Source organism: Actinorectispora metalli, assembly GCF_056323685.1.
In genome coordinates this window covers 3,641,819-3,667,414 of record NZ_JBREYE010000001.1, presented here as the reverse complement: position 1 = coordinate 3,667,414, position 25,596 = coordinate 3,641,819, and the positions used below count along the sequence as shown (strand labels likewise).

Sequence of the window (25,596 nt, the reverse complement as noted above, 5' to 3'; positions counted from 1 at the left end):
CGATCAGCCTGCGACCTGGAGCTCGGGTACCCGATTGATCAACGCGCCATGCTGGGCGGCGTCCCGCGCCACCTCGTATGCCGCGGCCACCCGGTACATCCGCTCCTCGGCCAGCGCGGGCGCCATGATCTGCAGTCCCACCGGCAGCCCGTCCTCCTCGGCCAGCCCGCAGGGCACGCTCATCGCCGTGTTGCCCGCCAGGTTGGACGGGATCGTGCAGAGGTCGGCCAGGTACATGGCCATCGGGTCGTCGGTGCGCTCCCCGATCCGGAACGCCGTCGTCGGGGTTGTCGGCGAGACCAGCACGTCGACCTGTCCGAACGCGGCCTCGAAGTCGCGGGTGATCAGCGTGCGGACCTTCTGCGCCTGCCCGTAGTAGGCGTCGTAGTAGCCCGAGGACAACGCGTAGGTGCCGATCATGATGCGGCGCTTGACCTCGGCGCCGAAGCCCGCCTCGCGGGTCAGCGACATGACTTCCTCGGCGGAGCGCTCGGCGCCGTCGCCGACCCGCAGCCCGTAGCGCATGGCGTCGAAGCGGGCCAGGTTGGAGGAGGCCTCGCTTGGCGCGATCAGGTAGTACGCGGGCAGCGCGTAGGTGAAGTGGGGGCAGGACACCTCGACGACTTCCGCGCCGAGTGCGCGCAGCTGGTCGACGGCGGCGGTGAAGGCGGCCAGCACGCCCGCCTGGTAGCCCTCGCCGGTGAACTCCTTGACCACGCCGACCCGCACACCGCGCAGGTCGCCCCGCGCGCCCTGGCGGGCGGCCTCGACGACGGCCGGGACGGGGGCGTCGATGGAAGTGGAGTCCAGCGGGTCGTGGCCGGCGATCACCTCGTGCAGCAGCGCCGCGTCCAGCACCGTGCGGGCGCAGGGACCGGCCTGGTCCAGTGAAGATGAGAAGGCCACCAGCCCGTAGCGGGAGACACCGCCGTAGGTGGGCTTCACGCCCACCGTGCCGGTGACCGCGCCGGGCTGGCGGATCGAGCCGCCGGTGTCGGTGCCGATGGCCAGCGGCGCCTCGAAGGCGGCCAGCGCCGCGGAGGAGCCGCCGCCGGAGCCGCCGGGGATGCGGTCGGTGTCCCACGGGTTGCGGGTGGGGCCGTAGGCGGAGTTCTCGGTGGAGGAACCCATCGCGAACTCGTCCATGTTGGTCTTGCCGAGGATGACCACCCCGGCTTCCCGCAGCTTGCGGGTGACCGTGGCGTCATACGGCGGCCGCCAGCCTTCGAGCATCTTCGAGCCGCAGGTGGTGGGCATGTCGGAGGTGGTGAGCACGTCCTTCAGCGCCAGCGGGACGCCCGCCAGCGGGGACACCGGCTCACCCGCCGCGACCTGCTCGTCCACCCGGCGGGCGGCGGCGAGCGCGCCCTCGGCGTCGACGTGCAGGAACGCGTGCACCGCCGGGTCCACCGCCGCGATGCGGTCCAGGTGGGCCTGGGTCACCTCCACGGAGGAGACCTCGCGGGCGTGGATCTTCGCGGCGAGCTCGGCCGCGGTAAGCCTGATCATGTCGCTGTCCTTCGGTCCCAACGTGGCCGTCACTGTTCCTCCCCGAGGATTCGGGGCACCCGGAAGCGCCCCTCCTCGGCGGCCGGTGCGCCCGACAGCGCCTGTTCCTGGTTCAGGCCGGGGCGCACGACGTCCTCGCGGAAGACGTTGGTCAGCGGCACGGCGTGCGAGGTGGGCGGGATGTCATCGGCCGCGACCTCGCCGACCCTGGCCACCGACTGGAGGATCACGTCGAGCTGACCGGCGAAGACGTCCAGTTCCTGCTCGGTGACCGCCAGCCGGGCGAGCCGGGCGAGGTGGGCGACCTCGTCGCGCGAGATCGTGGGCACTGTTCAGACCCCCTGGTGGAAGCAAATGGGCATGTGCGCAGGGACCGGTCGAGTCTAGAGTGCTGTTTCCCTGCCAAGACCGAAGGCATGGTGCACGAGGAGTTACAGCCCGCGGCGACGAGCTGTAACCGGTGTCTGAGACAATCGGCTGCCGGACGAACTACGAGCCAGGAGGCGTACTGGCGTGTCCTTCCTGATCCGGGTTCAGCTCCCGGACCGGCCAGGAATGCTGGGTTCGGTGGCCACCGCGCTCGGCGATGTGGGAGCCGACATCCTCAGCGTGGATGTGGTCGAACGCGGATCCGGGCTGGCCATAGACGACCTGGTCGTCGAGCTGCCCAACGGCCGCCTGCCCGATGTGCTCATCACCGCCGCCGAGTCCGTGGACGGTGTCGAGGTGGACGCGGTCCGCCCCTACGCCGGTGTCCTGGACACCCACCGTGAGCTTGAGCTGGTCGAGGACATCGCCGAGCACCCCGCCGAGGGGCTCGGGCTGCTCGCCGACAACGTGCCGCGCATCATCCGCGCGGGCTGGGCCCTGATCGTGCGCGGCCGGGGCGACGGGACGCTGGAGCAGTTGGCCGCCTCCGCCGCCGCGCCGCAGACCGCGAAGCTGGACCTGCCCTGGCTGCCGTTGCAGAAGGCGACCGTGCTGGACGGCGACGAGGACTGGGTGCCCGGCACCTGGCAGGAGCTGGGCACCGAACTCGCGGCCACCCCCATCGGCAAGCCCGACCGGGTGCTGCTGGTCGGCCGTCCCGGCGGCCCCATGTTCCGTGCCGCCGAGGTGGCCCGCCTTGCCCACCTCGCGGGCATCGTCGCCGTGGTTCTGGACGGCTAACTCGGCTGGTCGTCGCGGCGGATGCGCTTGATGCGGGTGCGCCAGCCGTCCGCGGTGCGGACCACGACGTCGTTCAGGGTGATGACGCGGTCGATGGTCACGGAGACGCCGGGGCGGGTGTAGACGATCAGCTGGTGGGCGCGGACGCGGAGGGTGTCGGCGTCGGCTTGGCGGACTTCCAGGTCGCTGGTGATGTGCCGGGCCCGCGCGCCGACTTTGGCGGCGTTGGCGTGGTAGCCGCGGACGATGGCGGCCAGCGCCTCGGGGCCTTGCGCAGGGTCGGGGTAGGTGGGTGAGAGGAACTCGCCGTCAGGGGTGAAGGTGGCGGCCCAGGCCTCGGCTTCGCCGTCCTCGAGCAGGTGAATCTGGTGCGCGTAGAACTGGGCGATGGTCACGGCGAGGTCGGGTTCGACGGGCGTGGTGTGCGCCCAGTCGGGAACAAGATCGGTCACGGTTCCTGCATACCCGACCGGCGTGCCGCGTGGCGACCGAGTTATGCGGATCGGCGCGACCCCGCATAGCGATCAGCGGGCGACGTCGGGAAAGCGCATCATGTCGCCCTGCGGGGTCATGATGTCGCCCCAGGGGCGCATGGTGTCGTCCTGGGAGGTTTTCGGGTCGAGCTGCCCCCGAATCGAAGTCTAGTGCGATCGGTGCCTCAACACGCGCATCATCGTCTTCTGTGTCCGCCGCGCCTACCGTGTCCGCCGCGTTGTCCACAGTGGATAGTTCTCATGGGCGGCGTGCTCTGCGGCACCCTGCTGCTCGCCGTCACCGGATCGCCCGCCCCGATGGCGGGCAGCGTGGTGGCTACCGTGCCCTGCTTGAGCTGGTCGAGGACATCGCCGAGCATCCCGCCGAGGGGCTAGGGCTGCTCGCCGACAACGTGCCGCGCATCATCCGCGCGGGCTGGGCCCTGATCGTGCGCGGCCGGGGTGACAGGCGCAGCTGAGCCCAGCACCAGCGGATGTGGGGGAAGGCGCGCGGTGTGGGAGGGGTCAGCGGGCGCCGAGGGATTGGGCGTGGCGGACGAGGTCGACGTTTCCGCGGGCAGGGCTGCCGTCGGGGGCGGCGGTGGTGTCCTCCATGCCGATGCGGGTGTCGATGCCGCGGCGGATGGCGTCGGCCAGGACCGGCCAGGTGCTTTCGTCTTCGCCGTGCAGCAGCACCGGGAGGTCCTCGCCGAGCAGGTCGAGCATCGCGGCCGCCTCCGCCACCGCGTTGCCGACGGGGATGCCCACGGTTTCCACCAGTACGCGGTGGGTGCCGGGTGGCGGGCCGCCTGAGGCGCGGACGGCTTCGGCGTCGGTGGTGCTCCAGACGCCCAGTTCGATGCCGATGCCCGCTTGGTGCAGGGTCGCCGCGATGCGTTGCCAGCCTGTCTCGCAGACGTTGACCGACGCGAGGTCGGGTCGGCCCGCGGCCAGTCCCGACCAGCCCTCGAGCAGGCGTAGGCGGAGGTCGAGGTCGGGTTCGATCCAGGCGCCGGTGGACACGCTGAGCTGGGTGCCGGGGACGGCGGCGCGTACCGCGGAGACGGCGGTGCCGATGTCGGCGGGCGCCAGCGATTCGCGGCCCGCGGCGTCCCGTGGGTGCAGGTGCAGGCTGCCGACGCCGAGCGCGACCACTTCGGCGGCGTCGTCGGCGAGTTCCTGCGGGGTGACCGGGACCTCCGCGTGGTCGCGTCCCGAGCGACCGCCGTTGAGGCAGCACTGCAACACGGCTACAGCTCCAGTCCGTAGGCCAGCAGGGGCAGGTCCGGCACCGGCCGCCAGTCCCGGTCGGGCAGGCGGCGGAAGCCGAGCGAGGTGTAGATGCGCTGGGCGGCGTCCATGCCGCGTTGGCTGGACATCACCACCCTGCGCACGCCCAGTTCGCGGCCGCGCGCCACGACCGCCTCCACCAAGCGTTTGCCGATCCCTCGGCCGCGGGCCTCGGGGTGCACGGCGAGCATGCGGAACTCGATCTCCTCGGCAACGCATACTTCCGCGTACGGGGTGCCGGGCAGCGCGATGGTCACGGTGCCGAGCACGGTGTCCTCGGCGTCCACCGCCACCAGCAGTTCGGCGTGCTCGGCGCGGTCGGCCGCGTTACGCAGCGTGTTGGCGTATTCGCCGGTCTCCGCGCCGAGGTAGCCGTCGGCCTTGAATCCCAGGTAGGCGATCTCGCCCGCGGCGGTGAAATCACCCGGCAGGGCGTTGCGGACGGACAGCGGGCTCATTCGGCGACCAGCACCTTCTCGGCGGCGGCGTCAGGGCCGGATTCGAGCAGGACGCGGAAGCCCTCCTCGTCCAGCACCGGCACCTTGAGCTGGACCGCCTTGTCGTATTTGGAGCCCGGTGCCTCGCCCACGACGACGAACGCGGTCTTCTTCGACACCGAGCCCGCGGCCTTGCCGCCGCGGACCATGATGGCCTCCTTGGCCTCGTCGCGCGAGAAGGTGTCGAGGCTGCCGGTGACCACAATGGACAGACCCTCCAGGTTGCGAGGGATCGTGTCGTCGCGCTCGTCCTCCATGCGGACGCCTGCCTCTTGCCACTTGCGGACGATCTCGCGGTGCCAGTCGACGGCGAACCACTCGATGACCGCGGCGGCGATGGTGGGGCCGACGCCGTCGGCGGAGGCCAACTGCTCCTCGTCGGCCTCCTCGATGCCTGCCAGGGAGCCGAATTCGCGGGCCAGGGCCTGCGCCGCGGTGGGGCCGACGTGCCGGATGGACAGTCCGGCCAGGACTTTCCACAGTGGACGCTGTTTGGCGGCTTCCAGGTTCTCCAGCAGCTTGCGCCCGTTGGCGGACAGCTCGCCCGCCTTGGTCACGAACAGCGGCACCTTGAGCAGCTTGTCCTCGTCCAGGTCGAACACGTCGCCCTCGTCGGTGACCACGCCCGCCGTCAGCAGCGCGTTCGCCGACTCGAAGCCGAGCGCCTCGATGTCGAAGACCTTGCGGCCCGCGAGGTGGAACAGCCTTTCGCGCAGTTGGCCGGGGCAGCTTCGGGAGTTGGGGCAGCGGATGTCGACGTCGCTTTCCTTCTCCCTGCGCAGCGTCGTGCCGCACTCCGGGCATTCGGTGGGCATCACGAACTCGCGTTCGGAGCCGTCCCGCACGTCCACCACCGGGCCGAGGACCTCGGGGATCACGTCGCCCGCCTTGCGGATCACCACCCGGTCGCCGATGAGCACGCCCTTGCGGTGCACCTCGTCGGCGTTGTGCAGGGTCGCCATGGCCACCGTCGACCCGGCGACCTTCACCGGCTCCATCACCGCGTACGGGGTGACGCGACCGGTGCGGCCCACGTTGACCCTGATGTCCAGCAGCTGGGTGGTGGCCTCTTCCGGCGGGTACTTGTAGGCGATCGCCCACCGCGGTGCGCGCGAGGTGGTGCCCAGCCTGCGCTGCAGCGACACCTCGTCGACCTTCACCACGATGCCGTCGATCTCGTGCCGGGCGTCGTGGCGGCGCTCGCCCCACTGGTCGATGTGACCCAGCACCTCGTCCACCGTGGACAGCACGACGGTGTGCTCGGAGACCGGCAGACCCCAGGCCTTCAGCGCGGCGTAGGACTCGGACTGTCGGGTGGGTTCGAAGCCTTCGCGTTTGCCGAGGCCGTGCACGATCAGGCGCAGCGGCCGGGAGGCGGTGGCCCTGGGGTCCTTCTGCCGCAGGCTGCCCGCGGCGGCGTTGCGGGGGTTGGCGAACGGCGGCTTGCCCGCCTCCACCAGCTTCGCGTTGAGCTCGGCGAACTCGTCGACGGCGAAGAACACCTCGCCGCGCACCTCGACCAGCTTGGGCACCGGGTACTCGTCGTTGCCGGTGAGGTCCAGCGGCACGTCCCGCAGGGTGCGCATGTTGAGCGTGACGTCCTCGCCGGTACGGCCATCGCCCCTGGTCAGAGCGCGGGTCAGGTGGCCGTCGCGGTACAGGAGGTTGATCGCGAGGCCGTCGACCTTCAGCTCGCACAGGAAGTGGCAGCCGTCGACCTCGCGCGCCACCCGGTCCGCCCAGGCCCGCAGTTCGTCGGGGTCGAAGGCGTTGTCCAGGCTGAGCATCCGCTCCAGGTGGTCGTGGGCGGTGAACTCGGTGGCGAAGGTGCCGCCGACGGTCTGGGTCGGCGAGTCCGGGGTGACCAGTTCCGGGTACTGCTCTTCCATCCGCTGCAACTCGCGCAGCAGCGCGTCGAACTCGCCGTCGGAGATCGTGGGCCGGTCCAGCACGTAGTACCGGAACTGGTGGCCGCGGATCTCCTCGGCCAACTTGCCGTAGCTTTCCCGAACCTCGGGGGGCAAATCGCTGGTCACGCCCCGAGACTAACCGGCACCACCGACAGTTTCATCGCTGACAGGCTGGGTGAGCCGTTCATGGAACTGCCTCGCCAGCGTGCGGAAGGCGAGCAGGTCGATGGTGTTCTCCGGCTCCAACGCGGCGGTCTCCACCCGCCCGATCCGGTCCGCGGCCAGCCGCTCACCGAGGGTGGCGTCGAGCGGCAGGAAGGTCATCGCCGAGCGCGCCGCGTCACCCAGTTCGGCGAAGGCCGGGTGGTACACGGCGACGTCGATGACGCCCGCCTGCTCGTCGGGCTGGGCGACGATGCGCACATCGGCCAGCGCGAGCCGCTGCGTGCCGAGGTTGACCGTGACCTCGGTCGGGTCCGGCACGGCGGGCACCGAGTCGTGGTACTCCCAGATGGCGTCCGGCTCCGGGGCGACGGCCATCCAGGCGTCGGTGTAGACCCGCAGGTCCGGGTCGCCGTGCGAGCTGATCACCAACGCGTAGATGGCCCGCTCGCCGCGTTCGACGGCGAAGTGGAGGTCGGGGTGCAGCGCCGCCACCGTCTCGCACAGCACGTGCTCGATGCGGTTGGTGTCACGGTCGCCTAACGCCGCCGAAAGCCGCGGTAGGAGGTCGAACCACCGCTGCCAGAACTCCGCCGCCAACTGATCCGGGTCGGCGGCCGGTTCCGGGGTGTCCGGTCGGTCGGCGCGGCCGGTGAGCCGTCGCAGGAAACTCCACATGAATATCCATTGTGCTGCAGACCGATCGCGAGCGTCGGCCGTTTGGAACGGGTAACAGCGTGAACTTTTCAGCTCAGCGCGATCGGATTCGACCCCACTACCACCCTTCCGGCGGTTCCGTAAACGCCTTTCCCAGGTCGCGAACCATCGCCAGGGCTCGGCGGGTCCAAGCGGCGTCGGCGCCGGCGAGCCCGCAGGTCGGGGTGGCAATCGCCTGTTCGGCCAGCACCCGCCGGTCGAATCCGAGCTTGTCCACCAGCCGCAGGGCGGGGTCGGCGAGTGCCTTCAGCGTGGGCGGCGCGGCGGGCGCGGTGCCCGGCACCAGCCCGGCCAGCAGGGTGGTCTTCTCCTGCAGCGCCTCGCCCACCTCGTCGAGCAGCGCGGCGTCGTCCGCGTCGAGCAGCGTGAGGTCGACGGCCAGCCCGTGCGCGCCCGCCTTGCGCAGCAGCGCGATCGGTGGGCGCGGGGCGCAGCAGTGCGCGATCACCGGCACGCCGACGCCGCGGATCACCTTGGCCAGCAGGTCGACGGCGTCCGGCTCGGGCACGGCGGCGACCGTGCCGTAGCCGGACGGGGTGCGCAGCCTGCCCTGAAGGACCGCGGGCAGCGACGGCTCGTCCAGTTGCACGACGACGGAGGCACCGAGGCGGTTGGCGATCTCAGCGACGTGGCCTGCGAGTCCTTCGGTGAGGGACGCGGTGAACTCACGCAGCGCGCCGGGGTCGGTCAGCACGCGGTGGCCCCGGACGAGTTCGACGCCCGCCGCCAGCGTCCACGGGCCCGCGGCCTGCACCTTCAGCAGCGCGGGCTTGGCGCCTGCCTCCTCCACCGCCTGCTCAAGGGCGTCCAGATCCCTGGCCAGCAGGTCCACCGCGCGGCGGTGGTCCATACCGGGTCGGGCGGTCACCCGGTAGCCGGAGGGCACCAGTTCCACCGACAGGTCGACGAGCAGGGCCGCGGTGCGGCCGATGATGTCCGCGCCCAGCCCCCTGGCCGGTAGCTCGGGCAGGTGGGGCAGGTCGGGGAGTTCGCCGAGGACCAGTCGGGCCGCTTCGACGGGGTCGGTGCCGGGCAGCGAACCGATTCCGGTCGCGACCCCCGCGGGAAGTGTGCTCACACCCCGAGAAGTTACGCCGCCCGCCCTTCGAGGGTGTCAACCCATTGCACTTGAGGTCTAGACCACTTACCGTCGTTTCACCTTTGGCGGCCACCCCTGCGGCCACCCCCTGCGTCCAAAGGAGTTGTCCTGATGAGGAAAATCCGTGCGTTCGGCCTGGTGGCCGGGGCACTGGCGGTGCTGGTCGCCACCACGTTCTCGGTCACCTCGGCGACCGGAGCGCCCACCGCAACCGCCACGTTCACCAAGAGCTCGGAATGGGCAGGCGGCTACACCGGACAGTTCAGCATCGCGAGCACCGACCGGCTGGACGGCTGGACCTTGGAGTTCGACCTGCCCGCGGGCACCACCATGGGCGCGTACTGGGACGCCCTGCAATCCCGGTCCGGCGATCACTACACGATGACGCCCCGCGACTACAACCGCTCGGTGCCCGCCGGTGGTTCGGTCACCTTCGGGTTCAACGCCTCGGGCACCGGGACCCCGGTGAACTGCAAGCTCAACGGCTCCCCCTGTGCCGTCGCGCCGACCGGCACCAGCCAGCCGACGAGCACGACCAGCACCCCCGACCCCGGTCCGCCGCCGGGCGCGGCGGCGATCACCTCGGCGCCCTACATCGACATCACCTTCGAGAAGCCGACGCTCGCTGAGGTCGCGAAGGCCACCGGGCACAAGCACTTCACCCTGGCGTTCGCGCTGGGCGACAGCTCGGGCTGCAACCCCAAGTGGGGCGGCACGATCCCGATCGACGAGCCGCGGATCATCAACGGCATCAAGGAACTCAAGGCGCTCGGCGGTGACGTGATCATCGCGACCGGCGGCGCGGCGGGCCCGTACCTGGAGAGCGTCTGCGGTTCGTCGGCCGCGTTGCTGGCGGCCTACAAGAAGATCTTGGACGTGACCGGCGCGAACCACCTGGATGTGGACGTCGAGGCCACGATTCCGCAGGACATGGTGAACCAGGCGCTGGCCTCGCTGCAGAAGGAACGCGGCACCGCGATCTCCTACACGCTGCGGGTGCAGGGCGACGACTACGGCCTTGACCCCTACTCGGTGCAGGTTCTGCAGAGCGCGGCCAAGGCGGGCGTGAACGTGCTGGTGAACCCGATGACGATGGAGTTCGGCTCCAGCAAGCCGTCCTGGGGCGACGCGGTGATCTCCGCGGCGGAGGCGGTCTTGAAGCAGATGAAGCAGATCTGGCCGTCGCTGTCCGACGCCGAACTCAAGCGCCGGTTGGGGGTCACGCCGATGATCGGCCGCAACTTCAACGGCAAGATCTTCACCCAGGCCCACGCCAATCAGCTGATCTCGTGGGCCAGGTCCAACCACATCGGGCTGGTCGCGTTCTGGTCGGTGGGGCGTGACAACGGCGGCTGCCCTGGCGGCGGCATCTCGCCGACCTGTTCCAGCATCTCCCAGTCGCAGTACGAGTTCACCAAGATCTTCGCGGGCTTCACCGGCTAGGTCTTGGGGGTAGGCGGGGGGCTCGTCCGCGGGCTCCCCGCCTTCAGCCGAAGGGCAGGGCGGTGTCGAGGCGGGCCCAGCCGCCGCCCGCGGCGAGAATGCCGCGCACCTCCGTCACATGCTCGACGAAACAGGCCAGGTCCGCGTGCAGCATCGACGCCCGCTCGGCGTCCACCGGTGCCGTATCGCCCTCCCAGAGCCCGACCGGCACGCTGCACGCGAGCACCACGGAATGCAGCAGCCGCAGCACATCGGAGCCGGGCGGCGAGCCCGCGGGGAAGTACTCGCCTTCGATCTCGCCGCAGACCGTGAGCAGGTCGCGAAGCTGACTGGCGATGTGCCCGGGGGTGCCGTCCCAGGTGCAGTCCGGCCAGGCCCGCGTGCTCAGCTCCAGCCATAACCGCCAGCCTGCGGCCAGTTCTGCGTCGTCGCGCGGGGTCCAACCCATACCCACCACTGTGCCCGCGCCGGGGGCGCGACTCACGCGACGATGACGAAGGCCACGAAGCTGAACCCTCGACGTTCACCCGGGAGCGCGAACGGGTACTCCAGCCGCAGCATGGAAGGAGCTTCGCATGACCGAACGGATTGTTCAGCAGCGTGCCGATCTCCCTGCTGCCGAGCGTTCCACCGCTCAGCTGGTCTCCGACGCCGCCGAGCAGGTCAAGCGGCTGGTACGGGACGAGATGCAGCTCGCGGTGCACGAACTGCAGCGCAAGGGCAAGCAGGCCGGGACCGGCGCCGGATTGTTCGGCGCGGCAGGCATTCTGGCGCTGTACGCGGGCGGTGCGTTGATCGCGGCGCTGATCCTGGGGCTGGCGACGGCGTGGCCCGGGTGGGTCAGCGCGTTGGTCGTCGGCGCGGCACTGCTGCTGGCCGCCGGGGTCGCCGCGCTGATCGGGCGCGGGGCCATGAAGAAGGCCACTCCCCCGATGCCCGAGACGGCCGTGGAGAGCGTCAAGGAAGATCTGGCCGCGATCAGGCAGGGAGCCAAGCGATGAGTCCCTCGACCCGAACCAACGGGCGCAAGCCGTCGGAGGAGATGCTGCGGCGGGATGCCGAGCTCACTCGACAGGAGCTCGGCGAGACCGTGTCGGCGCTGACCGACAAACTGGACGACACGCGCAGAAAGACCACGCGCGGCGGCGGATTCGGCCTGCTCGCCATCGCGGGCGCGGTCGGCGTGTGGCTGATCGTCCGGTTCTTCCGGCACCGCCGGTGATCTCTCAGAATTAGCGCACCCCGGCTCAGCCGGATGGCGGCAGGGCGGCGATGCTAGAGGGGTGCCGGGCCCTGAGGTTGATCTCGCCGCTGTCCGCGCCGCCGCCGAGCGGCTCGCGCCCTTCGTCCGCTACACACCGTTGCTCCACGGCAGCGTCGATGGACGCTCCGTGATGTTCAAGCTGGAGCAGCTCCAGCTCACCGGGTCGTTCAAGATCCGAGGGGCCCTCAACGCACTGCTGGCAGGCGGCGAACTCCCCGTCCGGGTTGTCACCGCATCGGGTGGAAATCACGGGCTCGGAGTCGCCGCCGCCGCGGCTCTGCTCCGCGTACCGGCCACGGTGTACGTGCCGACGGGCGCGCCGGAGGACAAGGTGAGGCGCATCGCGAAGGCAGGCGCGGCCGTCGTCCGACATGGCTCCACCTACGCCGAGGCTGCGGAAGCGGCGCTCGCCGCGGCAGGCGAATCGGGCACCCGGTATCTGCACGCCTACGACGATCCCGACGTGGTCGCCGGACAGGGTTCGGTCGCGTTCGAGATCCTCGACGAGGTACCCGAGGTCGACGTGATCGCCTCGGCGGGCGGGGGTGGCGGCTTGGCCGCGGGCACGGCCATCGCGGCCGGGCGCGGGCGCGTGACCGTCGTGGTCGAACCCGAACGCTGCTGCTCCGTGCACGCCGCTCTGGAGGCGGGCTATCCGGTGGACACCGCGGTGGACTCGATCGCCGCCTCGGCCTTGGGCGCCTCACGGATCGGGACGCTGCCGTTCCAGGTGCTGAGCCAGTACCCGGTGCGGTCGCTGGTGGTCTCCGAGGACGAGATCCGTGACGCGCGGTCCCGGCTCTGGGAGGAGTTCCGGTTGGCGGTGGAACCCGCGGCGGCGGTGCCTTTCGCGGCTTGGCTGGCCGACCGCATCGAGGGCGAACTGCCCTGCATCGTGCTCTGCGGCGCCAACGCCGACTGGGTGCCCTCGGCGTGAATCGCCGTCACACGTCCGCGGTCGTGTCCCGGCATGACCAGCCAAAGCGCCCGATGACCTCGTGGTAGTCGTGGTCGGTGACGAAGTGAAAGCCTCTGCGCCGGAATTCGGCGATCTCCTGGCCGGTCAGCGCGCGGTGGTACCGGCGGCGGGTCTGGTCTTGGGGCAGTGGGCTGAGCGTGCCCGCGGCGACGTCGGGCAGGGCGGCGAGGAACAGGTCGATGGCGGCCACGTACAGCCTGGGCAGGTGCCAGAACAACGAGCGCGCCTTGTCGAAGGGCAGGTCGGCGGTGGCGACGACAGGTCCGTGGTCGATGATCGGGTCGACGACGTGCAGGGTGCAGGTGAGGTGCTGCCTGCCCGCGAGCAATGAGCGGGCGGGTCCGGCCAGCCCGGCGAACTCCGGTAGAGCTCCGGAATGGATGTTGAGCAGCCCCAGGTGTGGCAGTGTCAGGAGCGGCTCTCGGAAACGCCTGCCGAAACGGATGGCCAGGATCAGATCGGGGCCAAACGCGCGGGCTATTCGATAGCCGTCACCGCTGTTGATGTGTGTGATCTCCTGAATCGCGACCTGATGCTCGCGTGCCAGTTGGGTGAAGGTGAGGAGCTCACCGGAGGGAACCGGTCGCGCGTCCAGAGCCGGAAAGACCTGGTGGATCGAGACATCGGCGTCCAGCCACGTCTGCCGCTGCAGAGGACAGCCCGATTCGGGATCGGCCGGCGGCAAGGTCGTCAACACAACAGCCACAGTGTGTTCGGCGAGGTCGGCCAGCAGTCGGTTCAGTGCAACGCACACCACAAGGTCTCGTTGCCCGCAGACCAGAATGCGCACCGCTGACCTCGATCTCCGCGAGCGACACCGTCCCTTCCATCCTGCCGTTGGGACCGACCGTTAACAGGACACGATCGAGGGGTAAAGGTGCGCCCCCTCAGTGGGTGGCGGTGATGGTGGCGCTGCAGAGGACGATGTCGCCCGCGGGATCGGGGCGGTAGCAGACCACGGCCTGGCCGGGCGCCACGCCGCGCAGCGGCTCGCGCAGTTCCACCTGGACCGTGCCGCCGCAGGCTTCGACGACGGCGGGGGCCGTTCCGCCGTGGGCGCGGACCTGGGCGACGCATTCGGTGGGGCCGTCCAGCGGGGCGGGCCAGACGACGCGGTCGGCGGTGATGCGGGTGACGCCGAGGCGTTCCGCGCTGCCCACCCGGACGGTGCCGGTCACCGGCTCCAACGCCAGCACGTAGCGGGGCCTGCCGTCGGGCGCGGGCGCGTCGATGCCGAGGCCCTTGCGCTGGCCGACGGTGAAGCCGTGCACGCCGGTGTGCTCGCCGAGCACCGCTCCGGTCTCGTCGTCCACGAGCTTGCCGGGCGCCGCGCCCAGCTTCTCGGTGAGGAACCGGCGGGTGTTGCCGTCGGGGATGAAGCAGATGTCGTGGCTGTCGGGCTTCTCCGCCACCGCGAGGCCGCGTTCGGCGGCCTCGGCGCGCACCTGGTCCTTGGTGGAGCCGCCCAGCGGGAACATGGCGCCTGCCAACTGCTCGGGCGTCAGGGAGGCGAGCACATAGGACTGGTCCTTGTCGGCGTCCACACTGCGCCGCAGCTCCGGACGTCCATCCACAGTGGACAGCTGAGCGTAGTGGCCGGTGCAGACGGAGTCGAAGCCGAGTGCGACCGCCTTGTCCAGCAGCGCCGAGAACTTGATCTTCTCGTTGCAGCGCAGGCACGGGTTGGGGGTGCGGCCCGCGGCGTACTCGGCGACGAAGTCCTCGACCACGTCCTCGGTGAAGCGCTCGGCGAAGTCCCACACGTAGAACGGGATGCCCAGCACGTCGGCGGCTCGGCGGGCGTCGCGGGCGTCCTCGACGGTGCAGCAGCCGCGGGCCCCGGTGCGCAGTGTGCCCGGCTTGGCCGACAGCGCCAGGTGCACGCCGACGACCTCGTGTCCGGCCGCGACGGCTCGGGCGGCCGCCACCGCCGAGTCGACTCCGCCGCTCATCGCCGCCAGTATCCGCATCTCGCTACACCCTCGTACTCGTCTTGCGCCGCATCCCGGCCAGCCCGGCGCTGCGGGCCCGGTTCACCACCGGACCGATCGCCGCCGCCACTGCCGCAACGTCCGCGGGGCCCGAGGTATGCCCGAGCGAGAACCGCAGGGAGCCGCGCGCCGTGGCCGCGTCGGCGCCCATCGCCAACAGCACATGGCTGGGCTGGGCGACCCCGGCCGTGCACGCCGAGCCGGTGGAGCATTCGATGCCCCGCGCGTCCAGCAGCATCAGCAGGCTGTCGCCGTCGCAGCCGGGGAAGGTCAGGTGGGCGTTGCCCGGCAGCCTGCCCGGCCCGACGGGGGCGCCGTTGAGTATCGCATCCGGCACCGCGGACTGAACCGCGGCGATGAGGTCGTCCCGCAGCCGCGCCAGTTCGACCGCCCGCCTTGGCTGCTCGGCGACGGCCTCCCGGACGGCGACCGACAGCGCCACGATGCCCGGGGCGTCCAGGGTGCCGGAACGCACGTCGCGCTCCTGGCCGCCGCCGTGCAGCAGCGACTCGCAGGGCACATCGCGGCCCAGGAGCAGCACGCCGACGCCGTAGGGCCCGCCGACCTTGTGGCCGGTGACGGTCAGCGCGGAGGCACCGGAGGCGGCGAAGTCCACCGGCAGCGCGCCGACGGCCTGCACGGCGTCGGTGTGCAGCGGCACCCCGTGCTCGGCGGCCAGCCCGGTCAGGGTGGAGATCGGGTTCACGGTGCCGACCTCGTTGTTGGCCCACATCACGGTGGCCAGCGCCACCGAGTCGGGGTCGGCGGCCAGCGCCTCGGCGAACGCCTCGGGGTGCACCTGGCCGTGGGAGTCCACCGGCAGCCAGGTGACGTCGGCGCCTTCGTGCCGCTCCAGCCACTGCACGGCGTCCAGCACTGCGTGGTGCTCGGCCACCGAGGCCAGCACCCGGTTGCGGCGCGGGTCGGTGGCCTTGCGCGCCCAGTAGATGCCCTTGACCGCGAGGTTGTCGCTTTCGGTGCCGCCGCCGGTGAAGATCACCTCGCTGGGGCGGGCGCCGAGGGCGCCCGCGATCTCCTCGCGGGCCTCCTCGACGGCGCGGCGGGCGCGGCGTCCCGAGGAATGCAGCGAGGAGGCGTTGCCCAGGCCGGCCAACGCCTCGCTCATGGCGGTCACCGCCTGCGGCAGCATCGGGGTGGTCGCCGCGTGATCGAGGTAGGTCATCGCCCATCCAGGGTAGACCGACCCGGTGGCGGCGCTTACACGGTGGCGCCTCCACCGGTCGCGCTCGCTTCGGACCGTGATCACGTCTGCCAGCGGATGGGGAGGCGTTTGATGCCGTTCTGGAAGTTGGAGCGGAGCCTGACGGGCGGGCCCGCGAGTTCGACGGTGCCCAGCACGGTGAGCACGGCCTCGAACATCGCCCGTAGCTGAACGCGGGCAAGCTGGGCGCCGAGGCAGAAGTGCGGGCCGTGCCCGAAGGCGAGGTGCTCGCCTGCGTCGCGGCCGATGTCGAATGCCGCGGGCCGCTCGAAGACGCGCTCGTCGCGGTTGGCGGAGGAAAACCAGACGACGACCTTCTCGCCCGCTCGGATGCGCTCGCCGCCGAGTTCGGTGTCGGTGGTGGCGGTGCGGCGGAAGTGCATCACCGGTGTCCACCAGCGCAGCATCTCCTCCACGGCGCTCGGCAGCAGTTCCGGTTCCGCTCGCAGCCTGGCGTATTGCTCGGGATGGGACAGCAGCGCGATGAGGCCGCCGGGGATTCCGTTGCGCAGCGTCTCGTTGCCCGCCACCGAGAACAGCCAGAACAGGTTCTCGAACTCCTCGACGCTGACCTGCCCGTCGGTGGCGTCAAGTTGGGTCATCAGCACGCTCATCACGTCCTCGCCGGGGTGGCTGCGCCTGTAGGCGCCGAGTGCGTGGGCGTAGGCGTACAGGTCGGGCATGCCCGACCGGCTGCGCGGGTCGGGCATCGCGCCGTCGGGCCCCGGCCGTGGGCGCAGCCGCAGCGCGCGGCGCGCCAGGTCGGTGGCGCCCTCGGGGTCGAAGGCGGCGCTGACGGCGTACTCGGGGTCCTGGAAGCCGATGACGCGGTTGCTCCAGTCGTAGAGCAACCAGCGGTCATTCGCGGGCACACCGAACACGTCGGCCAGCGTCAGCAGCGGCAGTTCGGCGGCGACCTCCTTGGCGAAGTCGCACTCGCCACGCGCGGCGACCACCTCCACCAGCCGAAACGCCCGCGCCCGAATGCCGTCGGCCAGCTTCGCGACCGCCTTGGGTGTGAACGCCTTGGCCAGCAGCCTGCGCAGCCTGGAGTGCTCGGGTGGGTCCTGGTTGAGCATCATCCGACGCACGTAGGCGAGGTCCTCGGGCGACTGCGGGTCGCGGATCTGGGTGCCGCCGAGCTGCGAGGAGAACAAGGCCGGGGACCGCAGTACCTGGCGGACCTCGGCATGCCGGAGCACCAGCCAGCAGTCCGCGTCGGGGAGCCACCGTAGGGGCGATTCGGCGCGCAGCCGGGTGAGCAGGTCGTGCGGGACGCCCGTGGTGTAGGTGTCGGGGTCGATCAGCTCGCGGGCTTGCACAGGTGCGCCCGCAGCTGCTCCTCGAAGTCGGCGAGGATCTCGGCGGGCGGCTGGATCACCGACTGCACCGCCGCGTTGGCCTTGGCCGCCAACGTCCGGCGGTCGGTGTCCGCGGTGGACAGCTGCGGCAGCACGTGGACCTCGATGACCAGGCCCTTGATGCCCGCGACGCGGATCAGCGAGCGGTCCAGGGTGGCCTCGCCGACGAACGCCGCGCCCGTGGTGGGTCGACCGTCGGAGAGGCGGTAGCGCAGCGCGATGGGCTGCACCGGGACGCCCGCGTCGATGGCGGACTGGAAGAACGCCGACCGGAACCGGCCGGAGGCCAGCCCGCACCAGGTGGTGCCCTCGGCGAACACACCCACCACCGAGCCGCCGCGCAGCGCCTCGGTCACCTCGGCGACCGTCTTGGGCAGGGTGCGCAGCCGCTCACGGTCGAGGTAGAAGGTGCCCGCGGCGGTGGCCAGCGGGCCGACCAGCGGCCAGGAGCGCACCTCGCGCTTGGCCAGCATCCGGCTGGGCCGCACCCCGTTGCAGGCCGCGACGTCGAGCCAGGAGTTGTGGTTGAGCACCAGCAGCGCACCGGAGTCGAACTCGCGACGACCCCGGATCAGCAGTTTGACGCCGAAGCTGTTGACCAGCCAGCGGAACCAGGCGCCGATGAGCCTGCGCCGCGGGCGGCGGCGCAGGAACGGCAGCGCGAGCGCGATGAAGCCACCGCAGAGCAGCAGCACCGCAGCCATGAACAGCCGGAACGCCTGCCGGGGATAGGAGACCCTCGGCAGTGTGCGCGGCGGCGGTAGACAACCGTCGCCGCACGGCGAATGCGGCATCCAAGGATGCGAATGAGCTGCCCGCGATGGCTGGTTCACGCCGAATCCCCCAGGAAAAAGCGCAGATATCGCTTGTCGACCCTGTCCATGCTAAGCAGAACGAACAGGTCCGCGACACCGAAATCCTCATCGTGCGCGGGTTTGCCACAGACCCAGGCGCCCAGCCGCAGGTAGCCCTTCAGCAGCGGCGGCAGGTCGGCCTTGGCGGGCCGCTGCGCCGTGGTGGGGTCCCACGCCTTGTGCGGGTGAACGCGGTATTCCTCGGGCGCGTAGTACTTGCTGTGCACGATGTCCCACACACCGGCGGCCAGCGTGCCGCCGTCGTGCAGCGGGACCGAGGCGCAGCCCGCCAGCCAATTGTGGCCGGACAGGTGCATGTAGCGGGCGATGCCCGCCCACACCAGGCTGATGATCGCCCCGTTGCGGTGGTCGGGGTGCACGCAGGAGCGGCCGGTCTCGACCAGGCTGCCCTTCAGGTCACCCAGTGCGGAGAGGTCGAACTCCGTCTCGGAGTAGAACCGCCCGGCGGCCACCGCGCGCTCCGGGGGCAGCATCCGGTAGGTGCCGACGATGTCGCCGGTCTTGTCGTCCCGCACCACCAGGTGGTCGCAGAACTCGTCGAAGTGGTCGACGTCCAGACCCTCCACCTTGGAGTTCAGCGTGGCGCCCATCTCCTGGGCGAAGACCTCGTACCGCAACTTCTGGGCGGCGCGGACTTCATCACTGTCCCGTGCCACCAGCAGTGAGTAACGGGGCGCGTCCTCGGGAAGATCCGTGCCCGCGGGCGCGGAGCTGACGAGCAGTTGCGGCTGGGTCATACGATCGGTTTACCGTTCCGATTGGCCCGAGGGAAGTCATCGCGGTGACGCGTCAGTGGAAAATCGGTGAATCCCTGATAGCTCCACGGATGACAACCCGACGACTCCACCAGGGGTTTTCCCTGATGTGTCGGGTGGGCGGCGGTCTTATGCAAACTTTCTCCAGCTCCAACACATCGCAGCCGGAGAATCATCACGTTTGTGAGTTTGATCACGCTCGTAACGATCAGACTGAGCTATGCAATCGTCCATGATCACGGCAGGTGAAACGGCGGTGACCGCGCGTTCTGACGCCCTCGCGGCCCCATCGGTCACACCGGGAGGTCGCGTAGCCGGTTCGTGATCAACTGGAATGTGGCGGGCGCCAGCGTGATCCAGTCCGAGCCGTCCTGGCCCACCCGCTTCTCGATCAGGTACCGCCCGCTGCTCTGGACGTCCACGAACGTCAACGGATGGGGCGTGCGCTTCTTGCGGCCCTGCGCGTCGCGACCGGCTTTGAGCAGCTGGCCTCCACCCGATCGGGCTTGCGCCATCAGCTCCCGGATGTGCTGGGCGAGCCGCGCGCCGCCCTGCGGCGAGCCTGCCTGCTCGAGGTAGGAGTCCTGCTTTCGGCCGTCGGCGGCCATGATGCTCGCGGGGAAGGACAGCACCTTGCCGCGCCCAGCCGGGGCTCCCGGCAGCAGCGAGACCAGCGATTCCACCACCTGCTCGGGGCGTACCTCATCGATCGTGTACTGGTTGTCCTGCTGGCAGACCCGGGTCGCCAAGCCCCTGCCGACGCCGACGAAGGCCGTGCGGTCGTCATCCGGTGCCACGCCGAAGTACGCGTAGTACTCCACGGCGGGTCTGCCGACCAGCATCAGCACGTCGGCGAACTCCGGGTCGAGCCGTCTGCCTTCGGCCAGCCCTGCGCTCTGCAGCTCGCGCCAGCCGCAGTCGACGGAGCCGTCCACATCGAACTGGAGGATCTCCTCCTGCTGCTCGTATTTGGGCAGCAGGGCCTGGTGCGGCGTGGAGTAGCCCTCCGCCATCCACGCCGTGTAGAAGGCGTCGGCGGAGAGGGTGACCTTCCCCCCTGGAAGCACTGTTCCCCCTTGAGAGCGGCCGGTGATCCACCGGCTCTTGTCAGCCGCCGAGGACCGGTGGGACGACTCGCGGCAGTTCGCCGACGATCTCGTTGCCGTTGTCCTCGCTGATGAGGTAGTTGGCGGTGCGGTGTTCCTTGTCGTCATCACCGCCGCGACCCACGCCGCCCGCACCGGCACCGCCCATACCGCCCGCGCCACCGGCACCCGCGGGGCCACGGACGCCTGCGCCACCGCGGTTGGAGCCTGGGCCGTCGGGGTCCAGCATCCCGGCGCCGCCACCGGGGCCGAAGCCCGCTCGGCTCGGCAGCCCAGGGGCTTGCCATCGTCGGCGAGGCGCCACAGGCGGCAGACCCACTCGCCCGATGTGGAAGTTTCCTTGGCCCATGCAGGGGCTGCGTTGCGGGACTCGAAGAATCCTGCGGGCGGCGTGATTGCTGTGCCTGCTCGGGAGTGGTCCGCGTTCCTTGGCGGGCTCAAGCCTGGGCGGTTGGACAGGCGGTAGACCGCAAACAAAACGGTGGCCACCCTGTTCGGGCGGCCACCGCCTGGTTTGTGCAGCGCGGGCTTAGCCCTTGCGCTTGGCTACCTCGTCGGTGAGCTGCGGGGCTACCTTGAAGAGGTCGCCGACGATGCCGTAGTCGGCGATCTCGAAGATCGGCGCCTCGTCGTCCTTGTTCACCGCGACGATCGTCTTGGACGTCTGCATGCCGGCGCGGTGCTGGATGGCGCCGGAAATGCCCAGGGCGATGTAGAGCTGCGGCGAGACCGTCTTGCCAGTCTGGCCGACCTGGAACTGGTGGGGGTAGTAGCCGGAGTCGACCGCGGCTCGGGACGCGCCGACCGCTGCGCCGAGGGTGTCGGCGAGCTTCTCCACTACCGCGAAGTTCTCGGCAGAACCGACGCCGCGGCCACCGGAGACGACGACCGTCGCCTCGGTCAGCTCGGGGCGTTCGCCGCCTTCGATGATCTCGCGGCCGGTGATCTTTGCCGACTTGGAGGCGTCCACGGCGGGGACGTCCACCGTCTCCTCGGTGCCCGCGCCTGCGGACTCCGCGGCCTCGATGCCGCCGGGGCGGACCGTGATGATCGCGGTGCCGGTAGTGGCCTGGGACTGCACGATGAACGAGCCACCGAAGATGGACTGCGTCGCGGTGCCGTCATCGGCCAGGTCGACCGCGTCGCCGAGCAGGCCGAAGCCGGTGCGCACGGCCAGCCGACCGGCGACCTCCTTGCCTGTGACGGTGGCGGAGGTGATCACGGCGGCGGGCTGGACCTTCTCCACCAGGGCGCCGAGGACGTCGACGACCGGGGTGACCAGGTAGGACACGGCCTCATCCGATTCGGCGACGTAGATCTTGTCGGCGCCGTAGGCGGTGAGCGAGTCCTTCAGCTTGGCGGCGGTGCCGGGGGCGCCGACCACGACGGCCGACGGCGAGCCCAGCTTCTTCGCGGCGGTCAGCAGTTCGAGGCTGACCTTCTTGATCTCGCCGTCGGTGTGGTCGACGAGGACCAGAACCTCAGACATCTGTTCTCCTCGAATTTCTTACGACGGTCAGATCAGCTTCTGGGAGACGAGGTACTCGGCGATCTTGGCACCGCCGTCGCCCTCGTCGGCGACCTTCTGGCCACCGGCACGCGGCGGCTTCGGCGAGGCCGAGGTCACCTTGGAGGTGGCGTTGGCGAGGCCGACCTCGCTCGCGTCGATGCCCGCGTCGGCGAGGGTGAGCACGTCGACCTTCTTCTTCTTGGCCGCCATGATGCCCTTGAAGGAGGGGTACCGAGGCTCGTTGATCTTCTCGGTCACGCTCACCACGGCGGGCAGCGGAGCCTCGAGCTTGGTCAGGCCCTCGTCGGTCTCGCGCTCGACGCGCACCGTGGTGCCGTCGATCTCGACCTTGCGGGCGTGGGTGAGCTGGGGCAGGCCGAGGACCTCGGCGACCATGGCCGGGATCGCGCCGATGCGGCCGTCGGTGGCCTCGTTACCGGCGATCACCAGGTCGACCTGGCCGACCGTGCCGATGAGCTTGGCCAGTGCCTTGGCGGTCTGCACCGCGCAGGAGCCGTGCAGTGCCTCATCGGAGAGGTGCACCGCCTTGTCGGCTCCCATCGACAGCGCCTTGCGGATGGCTTCGGTGGCCCGGTCCGGTCCCATGCTCACCACGGTGACCTCGGCCTCGCCCGCCTCTTTGATGCGCAGGGCCTCCTCGACGGCGCGCTCGTTGATTTCGTCGAGCACGGCATCGGCGGCTTCGCGATCCAGGGTGAAGTCACCGTCGGTGAGCTTGCGCTCGGACCAGGTGTCCGGCACCTGCTTGATCAGAACGACGATATTCATGGGCCTTCTTCGACCTCCAGAGAACCTTCCGCACAACCGGACGTGGGCCTGCGTGGTGGGTCAGACCCTGCCATCAGCCTGCCGTAAGACAACAGCAGGTGTGGGCTTTGCAATGCTACTCGTCAGTAACTTCACCGCAAGTTGTCACAGCGATCAACAAAGCGTGAGGGTACTCACGGTCTGAGGCCAATAGTCCGATTGGCCTCACGAATGGGTGAGAACAACCGATAGCCTCGGCTCCCATGGTTGGCAGAGTAGCCATCGTCACCGATTCCACCGCCTCGCTCCCCCTGTCGGTGAGCGAGGAACTGGGGATCAACGTCGTCCAGTTGCAGCTTCGCGTCGGCGACTCCTGGAACGACGAGCGGAGAATTCCCTCTCCCGAGGTGGCCAAGGCCATGCGCGCGGAGGTCCCGGTGTCCACCTCGCCGCCGGAACCCGCCGCCTTCTTCTGGGCCTACCAGGAGGCCGCCTCGCGCGGCGCCTCCGCGGTGATCTCCATGCACATCTCCGCCCGCCAATCGCAGACCTGCGTCGCGGCCCAGCAGGCCGCCGCCGAGGTCGGCGTACCTGTGCACGTGGTGGACTCGCAGACCAGCGGCATGAGCCTGGGCTACGCGGTGATCAGCGCGGCCCGCGCGGCCTGGCAGGGCGCCACCGCCGACCAGGTCCTGCGCGAGGTGGGCCAGCGGCTGCACGGCAGCACCCAACTGGTGTACGTCGACACCCTGGAGTACCTGCGGCGCGGCGGCCGGATCGGCGCCGCACAGGCCTGGATCGGCACCGCGCTGTCCATCAAGCCGCTGCTGCACATCAGCGAGGGCCAGATCGCGCCGCTGGCAAAGGCCCGCGGCGAGCGCAAGGCGATGAAGCACCTGGTGTCGACGGCGGTGGAGAAGGCCGCGGGGCGCTGGGTGGACATCGCCGTCGAGCACTTCGACGCCCCCGAGCGGGCGATCGCCCTGTCGCACGCGCTGCGCAAGGCCGTGCCGAACATCCGGGAGTTCATCACCACCGAGGGAAGCTGCGTGATCGGCGCGCACACCGGACCGGGTTCACTCGGCGTCGCGGTCGCCCCCTGCTAGTTACCCGGCGGTAGGGTGCCGCCATGAGTTCATCGCTGCCGCTGACCGGCGAGCGGACGGTTCCCGGCATCGCCGAGGAGACGTACTGGTTCGCCCGGCATGAGGCCGCCTACCACCTGCTGCTGCCGCGGTGCGCGGACGCCGTCGTGCTGGAGGCGGGCTGCGGCGAGGGCTACGGCGCCCAGCTGATCAGCGACGTGGCGCGGCAGGTGGTGGCCCTGGACTACGACGAGCTCACCATCGCCCACGTCGGCCGCGCCTACCCCCGGCTGGGCGCGGTGCGCGGCAACCTGGCGGTGCTGCCGCTGCGGGACGGCTCCATCGACGTGGTGGCCAACTTGCAGGTGATCGAACACCTCTGGGACCAGCCGGGGTTCCTGCGCGAATGCGCGCGGGTGCTGCGCCCCGGCGGACAGTTGCTGATCACCACCCCCAACCGGCTGACCTTCACCCCAGACAGCGATACACCGGTGAACCCCTTCCACACCAAGGAATTCGCACCGTCCGAACTGGATGAACTGTTGCGTGACACCGGCTTCCGGGTTGAGCTGTTCGCCGGGCTGCACCACGGGCCGCGGCTGCGCTCGTTGGACGCCAAACACGGCGGCTCGATCATCGACGCGCAACTCGCCCTGGCCGACGGCACGCCGTGGCCCGCCGAGCTGCGCTCCGATGTGACCTCGGTGGGGATCGCGGACTTCAAGGTCTCCACCGAGAACCTGGACGCGAGCCTGGACCTGATCGCGGTGGGCCGCGTTGGCTGAGCCGAAGGGATCGTTCTGCCTGGTGCTGCACAGCCACCTGCCGTGGCTGGCGCACCACGGCGGCTGGCCGGTCGGCGAGGAGTGGCTGTACCAGGCGTGGGCCAACTCCTACCTGCCCGTGGTGGACCTGCTGCGGCGCCTCGGCGAGCGGGGCATGCGGCAGGTGCTGACGCTCGGCATCACCCCGGTGCTGGCCGCGCAACTGGACGACCCGTACTCGCTCGACGGCTTCCACCACTGGTTGGGCAACTGGCGGCTGCGCGCGGACTACGCCGCGAGCCGCTGGGGCGGCCGGTGGAAGGCCGCACCCGCGCTGCGCGATCTGGCCGCCGCCACCCACCGCCAGGCCGAGCAGGCGCTGGCGCAATTCGAAAGCCGCTGGCGGCACGGGTTCTCACCACTGCTCCGTTCCCTTGTGGACGGTGAGGTGATCGAGCTGCTCGGCGGTCCCGCCACCCACCCGTTCCAGCCGCTGCTGGACGAGCGGCTGCGGGCCTTCGCGCTGGACGCGGGCCTGGCCGACACCCGGCTTCGGTTGGGCCGCGCACCGGAAGGCATCTGGGCGCCCGAGTGCGGCTACGCACCCGGCATGGAGGCGGGCTACGCCGCGGCAGGCGTGCGGCGGTTCCTGGTGGACGGGCCCGCGCTGCGTGGCGACACCGCCGCGGCGCGACCGGTCGGGTCGAGCGACGTGATGTGCTTCGGCCGCGACCTCGAGGTGTCCTACCGGGTGTGGTCGCCCAAGGTCGGCTACCCGGGCGACCCCGCGTACCGGGACTTCCACACCTATGACCACCCCAGCGGCCTCAAGCCCGCGCGGGTGACCGGACGGAAGGTCGACCCGGAGCGCAAGGAGCCCTACGACCCCGACCTGGCCGCCGCGGCGGTGCGGCGGCACGCCACGGACTTCGTGCAGGTGGTCAGCGACCGGTTGGACGAGTTGGCGGCCCGCGGCGGCAGGCCGGGGCTGGTGGTGGCCGCCTACGACACCGAGCTGTACGGGCACTGGTGGCATGAGGGGCCCGCGTGGCTGGAGACAGTGCTCACCGAACTGCCTGCGGCCGGGGTGCGGGTGACCACGCTGCGGGGCGCGCTGGAAGCCGGTCACGTCGGACCGCCCGTGGAACTGCCCGCCTCGTCGTGGGGCTCCGGCAAGGACTGGCGGGTGTGGGACGGCGAGCAGGTCGCCGACCTGGTGGACACCAACGCCGAGGTGCAGCAGCACCTGCTGAAGCTGGCCGCGTCCTGGCAGCGCGGCGACCTGCGCGATCCGGCGCGGGACCAGCTGGTGCGGGAGGCGCTGCTCGCGCTGTCCAGCGACTGGGCGTTCATGGTCACCAAGGACTCCGCGGCCGGTTACGCCCGCGACCGGGCCCACGCGCACACCGCCCGCTTCTTCGAACTCGCCGCGCTGCTCGAACGCGGCAGTCCCGCCGCGAGAGCACTGGCAGCCGAACAGCGGGCGACGGACGGGCCCTTCGGCCACCTCGACGCCCGACGGTTGGCGCCCTCCATCAGCTGAGGCCCCCAGCGGCCTGCGTCCAGCATCAACTGATCGGTGGATCCCGAATCCACCGCACCCCGACCCGTCAGGTCGATCCGCGCTGAGGTGGCTGGAGGCAGGC

Annotated in this window: 29 protein-coding genes; 10 read left to right on the top strand and 19 right to left on the bottom strand. The window is 70.5% G+C overall.

The annotated features are described in order from the left end of the window. Positions 1-3: 3 nt before the first annotated feature. Both gatA and gatC read right to left on the bottom strand, forming a co-directional pair. Positions 4-1,509, bottom strand: coding sequence for an Asp-tRNA(Asn)/Glu-tRNA(Gln) amidotransferase subunit GatA (gene gatA / locus ACU6XJ_RS17205; protein ID WP_476314076.1), 1,506 nt, complete (start codon positions 1,507-1,509; stop codon positions 4-6). A 29-nt stretch (positions 1,510-1,538) separates the two neighbouring features. Further along, on the bottom strand, positions 1,539-1,838 hold the full coding sequence (gatC, locus tag ACU6XJ_RS17200) for an Asp-tRNA(Asn)/Glu-tRNA(Gln) amidotransferase subunit GatC (RefSeq protein ID WP_476312344.1): 300 nt from the start codon (positions 1,836-1,838) through the stop codon (positions 1,539-1,541). A 184-nt stretch (positions 1,839-2,022) separates the two neighbouring features. Between gatC and ACU6XJ_RS17195 the strand changes: the two genes are divergently transcribed. Further along, on the top strand, positions 2,023-2,679 hold the full coding sequence (locus ACU6XJ_RS17195) for an ACT domain-containing protein (protein WP_476312341.1): 657 nt from the start codon (positions 2,023-2,025) through the stop codon (positions 2,677-2,679). Here the strand turns inward: ACU6XJ_RS17195 and ACU6XJ_RS17190 are convergent. Continuing rightward, the gene (locus ACU6XJ_RS17190; RefSeq protein ID WP_476312339.1) at positions 2,676-3,131 is read right to left on the bottom strand and encodes a nuclear transport factor 2 family protein; all 456 of its coding nucleotides are present in this window, start codon (positions 3,129-3,131) and stop codon (positions 2,676-2,678) included. The genes ACU6XJ_RS17195 and ACU6XJ_RS17190 overlap by 4 nt on opposite strands. A gap of 230 nt (positions 3,132-3,361) precedes the next feature. Here ACU6XJ_RS17190 and ACU6XJ_RS17185 point away from each other — a divergent pair, with 230 nt between their 5' ends. After that, positions 3,362-3,631 (top strand): hypothetical protein, encoded by a 270-nt coding sequence (locus ACU6XJ_RS17185; protein ID WP_476312337.1) that lies wholly within the window; start codon positions 3,362-3,364, stop codon positions 3,629-3,631. A gap of 46 nt (positions 3,632-3,677) precedes the next feature. Here ACU6XJ_RS17185 and ACU6XJ_RS17180 read toward each other — a convergent pair whose 3' ends face one another. The 5 genes from ACU6XJ_RS17180 to ACU6XJ_RS17160 all read right to left on the bottom strand — a co-directional run bounded on the left by ACU6XJ_RS17180 (position 3,678) and on the right by ACU6XJ_RS17160 (position 8,806). Continuing rightward, the gene (locus tag ACU6XJ_RS17180; protein WP_476312336.1) at positions 3,678-4,400 is read right to left on the bottom strand and encodes a 3-keto-5-aminohexanoate cleavage protein; all 723 of its coding nucleotides are present in this window, start codon (positions 4,398-4,400) and stop codon (positions 3,678-3,680) included. Positions 4,401-4,402: 2 nt separating this feature from the next. Continuing rightward, positions 4,403-4,900, bottom strand: a complete 498-nt coding sequence (locus ACU6XJ_RS17175) for a GNAT family N-acetyltransferase (RefSeq protein ID WP_476312333.1) — start codon at positions 4,898-4,900, stop codon at positions 4,403-4,405. Continuing rightward, positions 4,897-6,975, bottom strand: coding sequence for an NAD-dependent DNA ligase LigA (gene ligA / locus ACU6XJ_RS17170; protein ID WP_476312331.1), 2,079 nt, complete (start codon positions 6,973-6,975; stop codon positions 4,897-4,899). Before ligA ends, ACU6XJ_RS17175 begins: the two co-directional genes overlap by 4 nt. 9 nt (positions 6,976-6,984) lie before the next feature. Then, a complete protein-coding gene (locus ACU6XJ_RS17165; RefSeq protein WP_476312329.1) occupies positions 6,985-7,689 on the bottom strand; it encodes a hypothetical protein in 705 nt (234 codons plus the stop codon). Positions 7,690-7,786: 97 nt separating this feature from the next. Next, complete coding sequence (locus tag ACU6XJ_RS17160) at positions 7,787-8,806, bottom strand: methionine synthase (RefSeq protein WP_476312327.1); 1,020 nt, start codon at positions 8,804-8,806, stop codon at positions 7,787-7,789. 132 nt (positions 8,807-8,938) lie between these two features. Between ACU6XJ_RS17160 and ACU6XJ_RS17155 the strand changes: the two genes are divergently transcribed. After that, a complete protein-coding gene (locus ACU6XJ_RS17155; RefSeq protein WP_476312324.1) occupies positions 8,939-10,270 on the top strand; it encodes a glycoside hydrolase family 18 protein in 1,332 nt (443 codons plus the stop codon). A gap of 43 nt (positions 10,271-10,313) precedes the next feature. On the opposite strand, the gene ACU6XJ_RS17150 is transcribed toward ACU6XJ_RS17155, so the two are convergent. Beyond that, a complete protein-coding gene (locus ACU6XJ_RS17150) occupies positions 10,314-10,718 on the bottom strand; it encodes a hypothetical protein (RefSeq protein WP_476312321.1) in 405 nt (134 codons plus the stop codon). Positions 10,719-10,845: 127 nt separating this feature from the next. On the opposite strand from ACU6XJ_RS17150, the gene ACU6XJ_RS17145 reads away from it, so the two are divergent. The 3 genes from ACU6XJ_RS17145 to ACU6XJ_RS17135 all read left to right on the top strand — a co-directional run bounded on the left by ACU6XJ_RS17145 (position 10,846) and on the right by ACU6XJ_RS17135 (position 12,471). Further along, positions 10,846-11,271 (top strand): phage holin family protein, encoded by a 426-nt coding sequence (locus ACU6XJ_RS17145; RefSeq protein WP_476312319.1) that lies wholly within the window; start codon positions 10,846-10,848, stop codon positions 11,269-11,271. Continuing rightward, the gene (locus ACU6XJ_RS17140; protein WP_476312316.1) at positions 11,268-11,492 is read left to right on the top strand and encodes a DUF3618 domain-containing protein; all 225 of its coding nucleotides are present in this window, start codon (positions 11,268-11,270) and stop codon (positions 11,490-11,492) included. Before ACU6XJ_RS17145 ends, ACU6XJ_RS17140 begins: the two co-directional genes overlap by 4 nt. 61 nt (positions 11,493-11,553) lie before the next feature. Next, complete coding sequence (locus tag ACU6XJ_RS17135) at positions 11,554-12,471, top strand: serine/threonine dehydratase (RefSeq protein WP_476312314.1); 918 nt, start codon at positions 11,554-11,556, stop codon at positions 12,469-12,471. A 7-nt stretch (positions 12,472-12,478) separates the two neighbouring features. Here the strand turns inward: ACU6XJ_RS17135 and ACU6XJ_RS17130 are convergent, their stop codons facing one another. The 8 genes from ACU6XJ_RS17130 to ACU6XJ_RS17095 form a co-directional block, all read right to left on the bottom strand. After that, entirely contained in the window at positions 12,479-13,267 is a 789-nt protein-coding gene (locus ACU6XJ_RS17130; RefSeq protein WP_476312312.1) for a formyltransferase family protein, read from the bottom strand. Positions 13,268-13,400: 133 nt separating this feature from the next. Further along, on the bottom strand, positions 13,401-14,483 hold the full coding sequence (mnmA, locus tag ACU6XJ_RS17125) for a tRNA 2-thiouridine(34) synthase MnmA (protein ID WP_476312310.1): 1,083 nt from the start codon (positions 14,481-14,483) through the stop codon (positions 13,401-13,403). 4 nt (positions 14,484-14,487) lie between these two features. After that, positions 14,488-15,687, bottom strand: coding sequence for a cysteine desulfurase family protein (locus ACU6XJ_RS17120; protein WP_476312308.1), 1,200 nt, complete (start codon positions 15,685-15,687; stop codon positions 14,488-14,490). Positions 15,688-15,767: 80 nt separating this feature from the next. Continuing rightward, complete coding sequence (locus ACU6XJ_RS17115; protein WP_476312305.1) at positions 15,768-17,048, bottom strand: cytochrome P450; 1,281 nt, start codon at positions 17,046-17,048, stop codon at positions 15,768-15,770. Then, a complete protein-coding gene (locus tag ACU6XJ_RS17110) occupies positions 17,030-17,881 on the bottom strand; it encodes a lysophospholipid acyltransferase family protein (RefSeq protein WP_476312302.1) in 852 nt (283 codons plus the stop codon). The genes ACU6XJ_RS17115 and ACU6XJ_RS17110 overlap by 19 nt, the downstream gene beginning before the upstream one ends. A 35-nt stretch (positions 17,882-17,916) precedes the next feature. Next, positions 17,917-18,699, bottom strand: coding sequence for a GNAT family N-acetyltransferase (locus ACU6XJ_RS17105; protein WP_476312300.1), 783 nt, complete (start codon positions 18,697-18,699; stop codon positions 17,917-17,919). A 311-nt stretch (positions 18,700-19,010) separates the two neighbouring features. Next, positions 19,011-19,784, bottom strand: coding sequence for an ESX secretion-associated protein EspG (locus tag ACU6XJ_RS17100; RefSeq protein WP_476312297.1), 774 nt, complete (start codon positions 19,782-19,784; stop codon positions 19,011-19,013). Between the two features lie 40 nt (positions 19,785-19,824). Continuing rightward, complete coding sequence (locus tag ACU6XJ_RS17095; RefSeq protein ID WP_476312294.1) at positions 19,825-20,127, bottom strand: hypothetical protein; 303 nt, start codon at positions 20,125-20,127, stop codon at positions 19,825-19,827. Between the two features lie 24 nt (positions 20,128-20,151). On the opposite strand from ACU6XJ_RS17095, the gene ACU6XJ_RS17090 reads away from it, so the two are divergent. After that, positions 20,152-20,289 carry a DUF397 domain-containing protein gene (locus tag ACU6XJ_RS17090; RefSeq protein WP_476312292.1) on the top strand — a complete coding sequence of 46 codons (138 nt, stop codon included), beginning with the start codon at positions 20,152-20,154 and terminating at the stop codon, positions 20,287-20,289. Between the two features lie 63 nt (positions 20,290-20,352). On the opposite strand, the gene ACU6XJ_RS17085 is transcribed toward ACU6XJ_RS17090, so the two are convergent. Next, positions 20,353-21,312, bottom strand: a complete 960-nt coding sequence (locus tag ACU6XJ_RS17085; protein WP_476312289.1) for an electron transfer flavoprotein subunit alpha/FixB family protein — start codon at positions 21,310-21,312, stop codon at positions 20,353-20,355. A gap of 27 nt (positions 21,313-21,339) precedes the next feature. Next, positions 21,340-22,122 carry an electron transfer flavoprotein subunit beta/FixA family protein gene (locus ACU6XJ_RS17080; protein WP_476312286.1) on the bottom strand — a complete coding sequence of 261 codons (783 nt, stop codon included), beginning with the start codon at positions 22,120-22,122 and terminating at the stop codon, positions 21,340-21,342. A 242-nt stretch (positions 22,123-22,364) separates the two neighbouring features. Between ACU6XJ_RS17080 and ACU6XJ_RS17075 the strand changes: the two genes are divergently transcribed. Genes ACU6XJ_RS17075 through ACU6XJ_RS17065 form a run of 3 tightly spaced genes read left to right on the top strand, consistent with a single transcriptional unit; the run spans position 22,365 to position 25,493 of the window. After that, positions 22,365-23,207: a DegV family protein gene (locus ACU6XJ_RS17075; RefSeq protein ID WP_476312283.1), complete on the top strand. Its 843-nt coding sequence runs from the start codon at positions 22,365-22,367 to the stop codon at positions 23,205-23,207. 23 nt (positions 23,208-23,230) lie between these two features. Beyond that, positions 23,231-23,971, top strand: coding sequence for a class I SAM-dependent methyltransferase (locus tag ACU6XJ_RS17070; protein ID WP_476312280.1), 741 nt, complete (start codon positions 23,231-23,233; stop codon positions 23,969-23,971). Beyond that, positions 23,964-25,493, top strand: coding sequence for a 1,4-alpha-glucan branching protein domain-containing protein (locus ACU6XJ_RS17065; protein WP_476312278.1), 1,530 nt, complete (start codon positions 23,964-23,966; stop codon positions 25,491-25,493). Before ACU6XJ_RS17070 ends, ACU6XJ_RS17065 begins: the two co-directional genes overlap by 8 nt. The last annotated feature ends 103 nt before the right edge of the window (positions 25,494-25,596 follow it).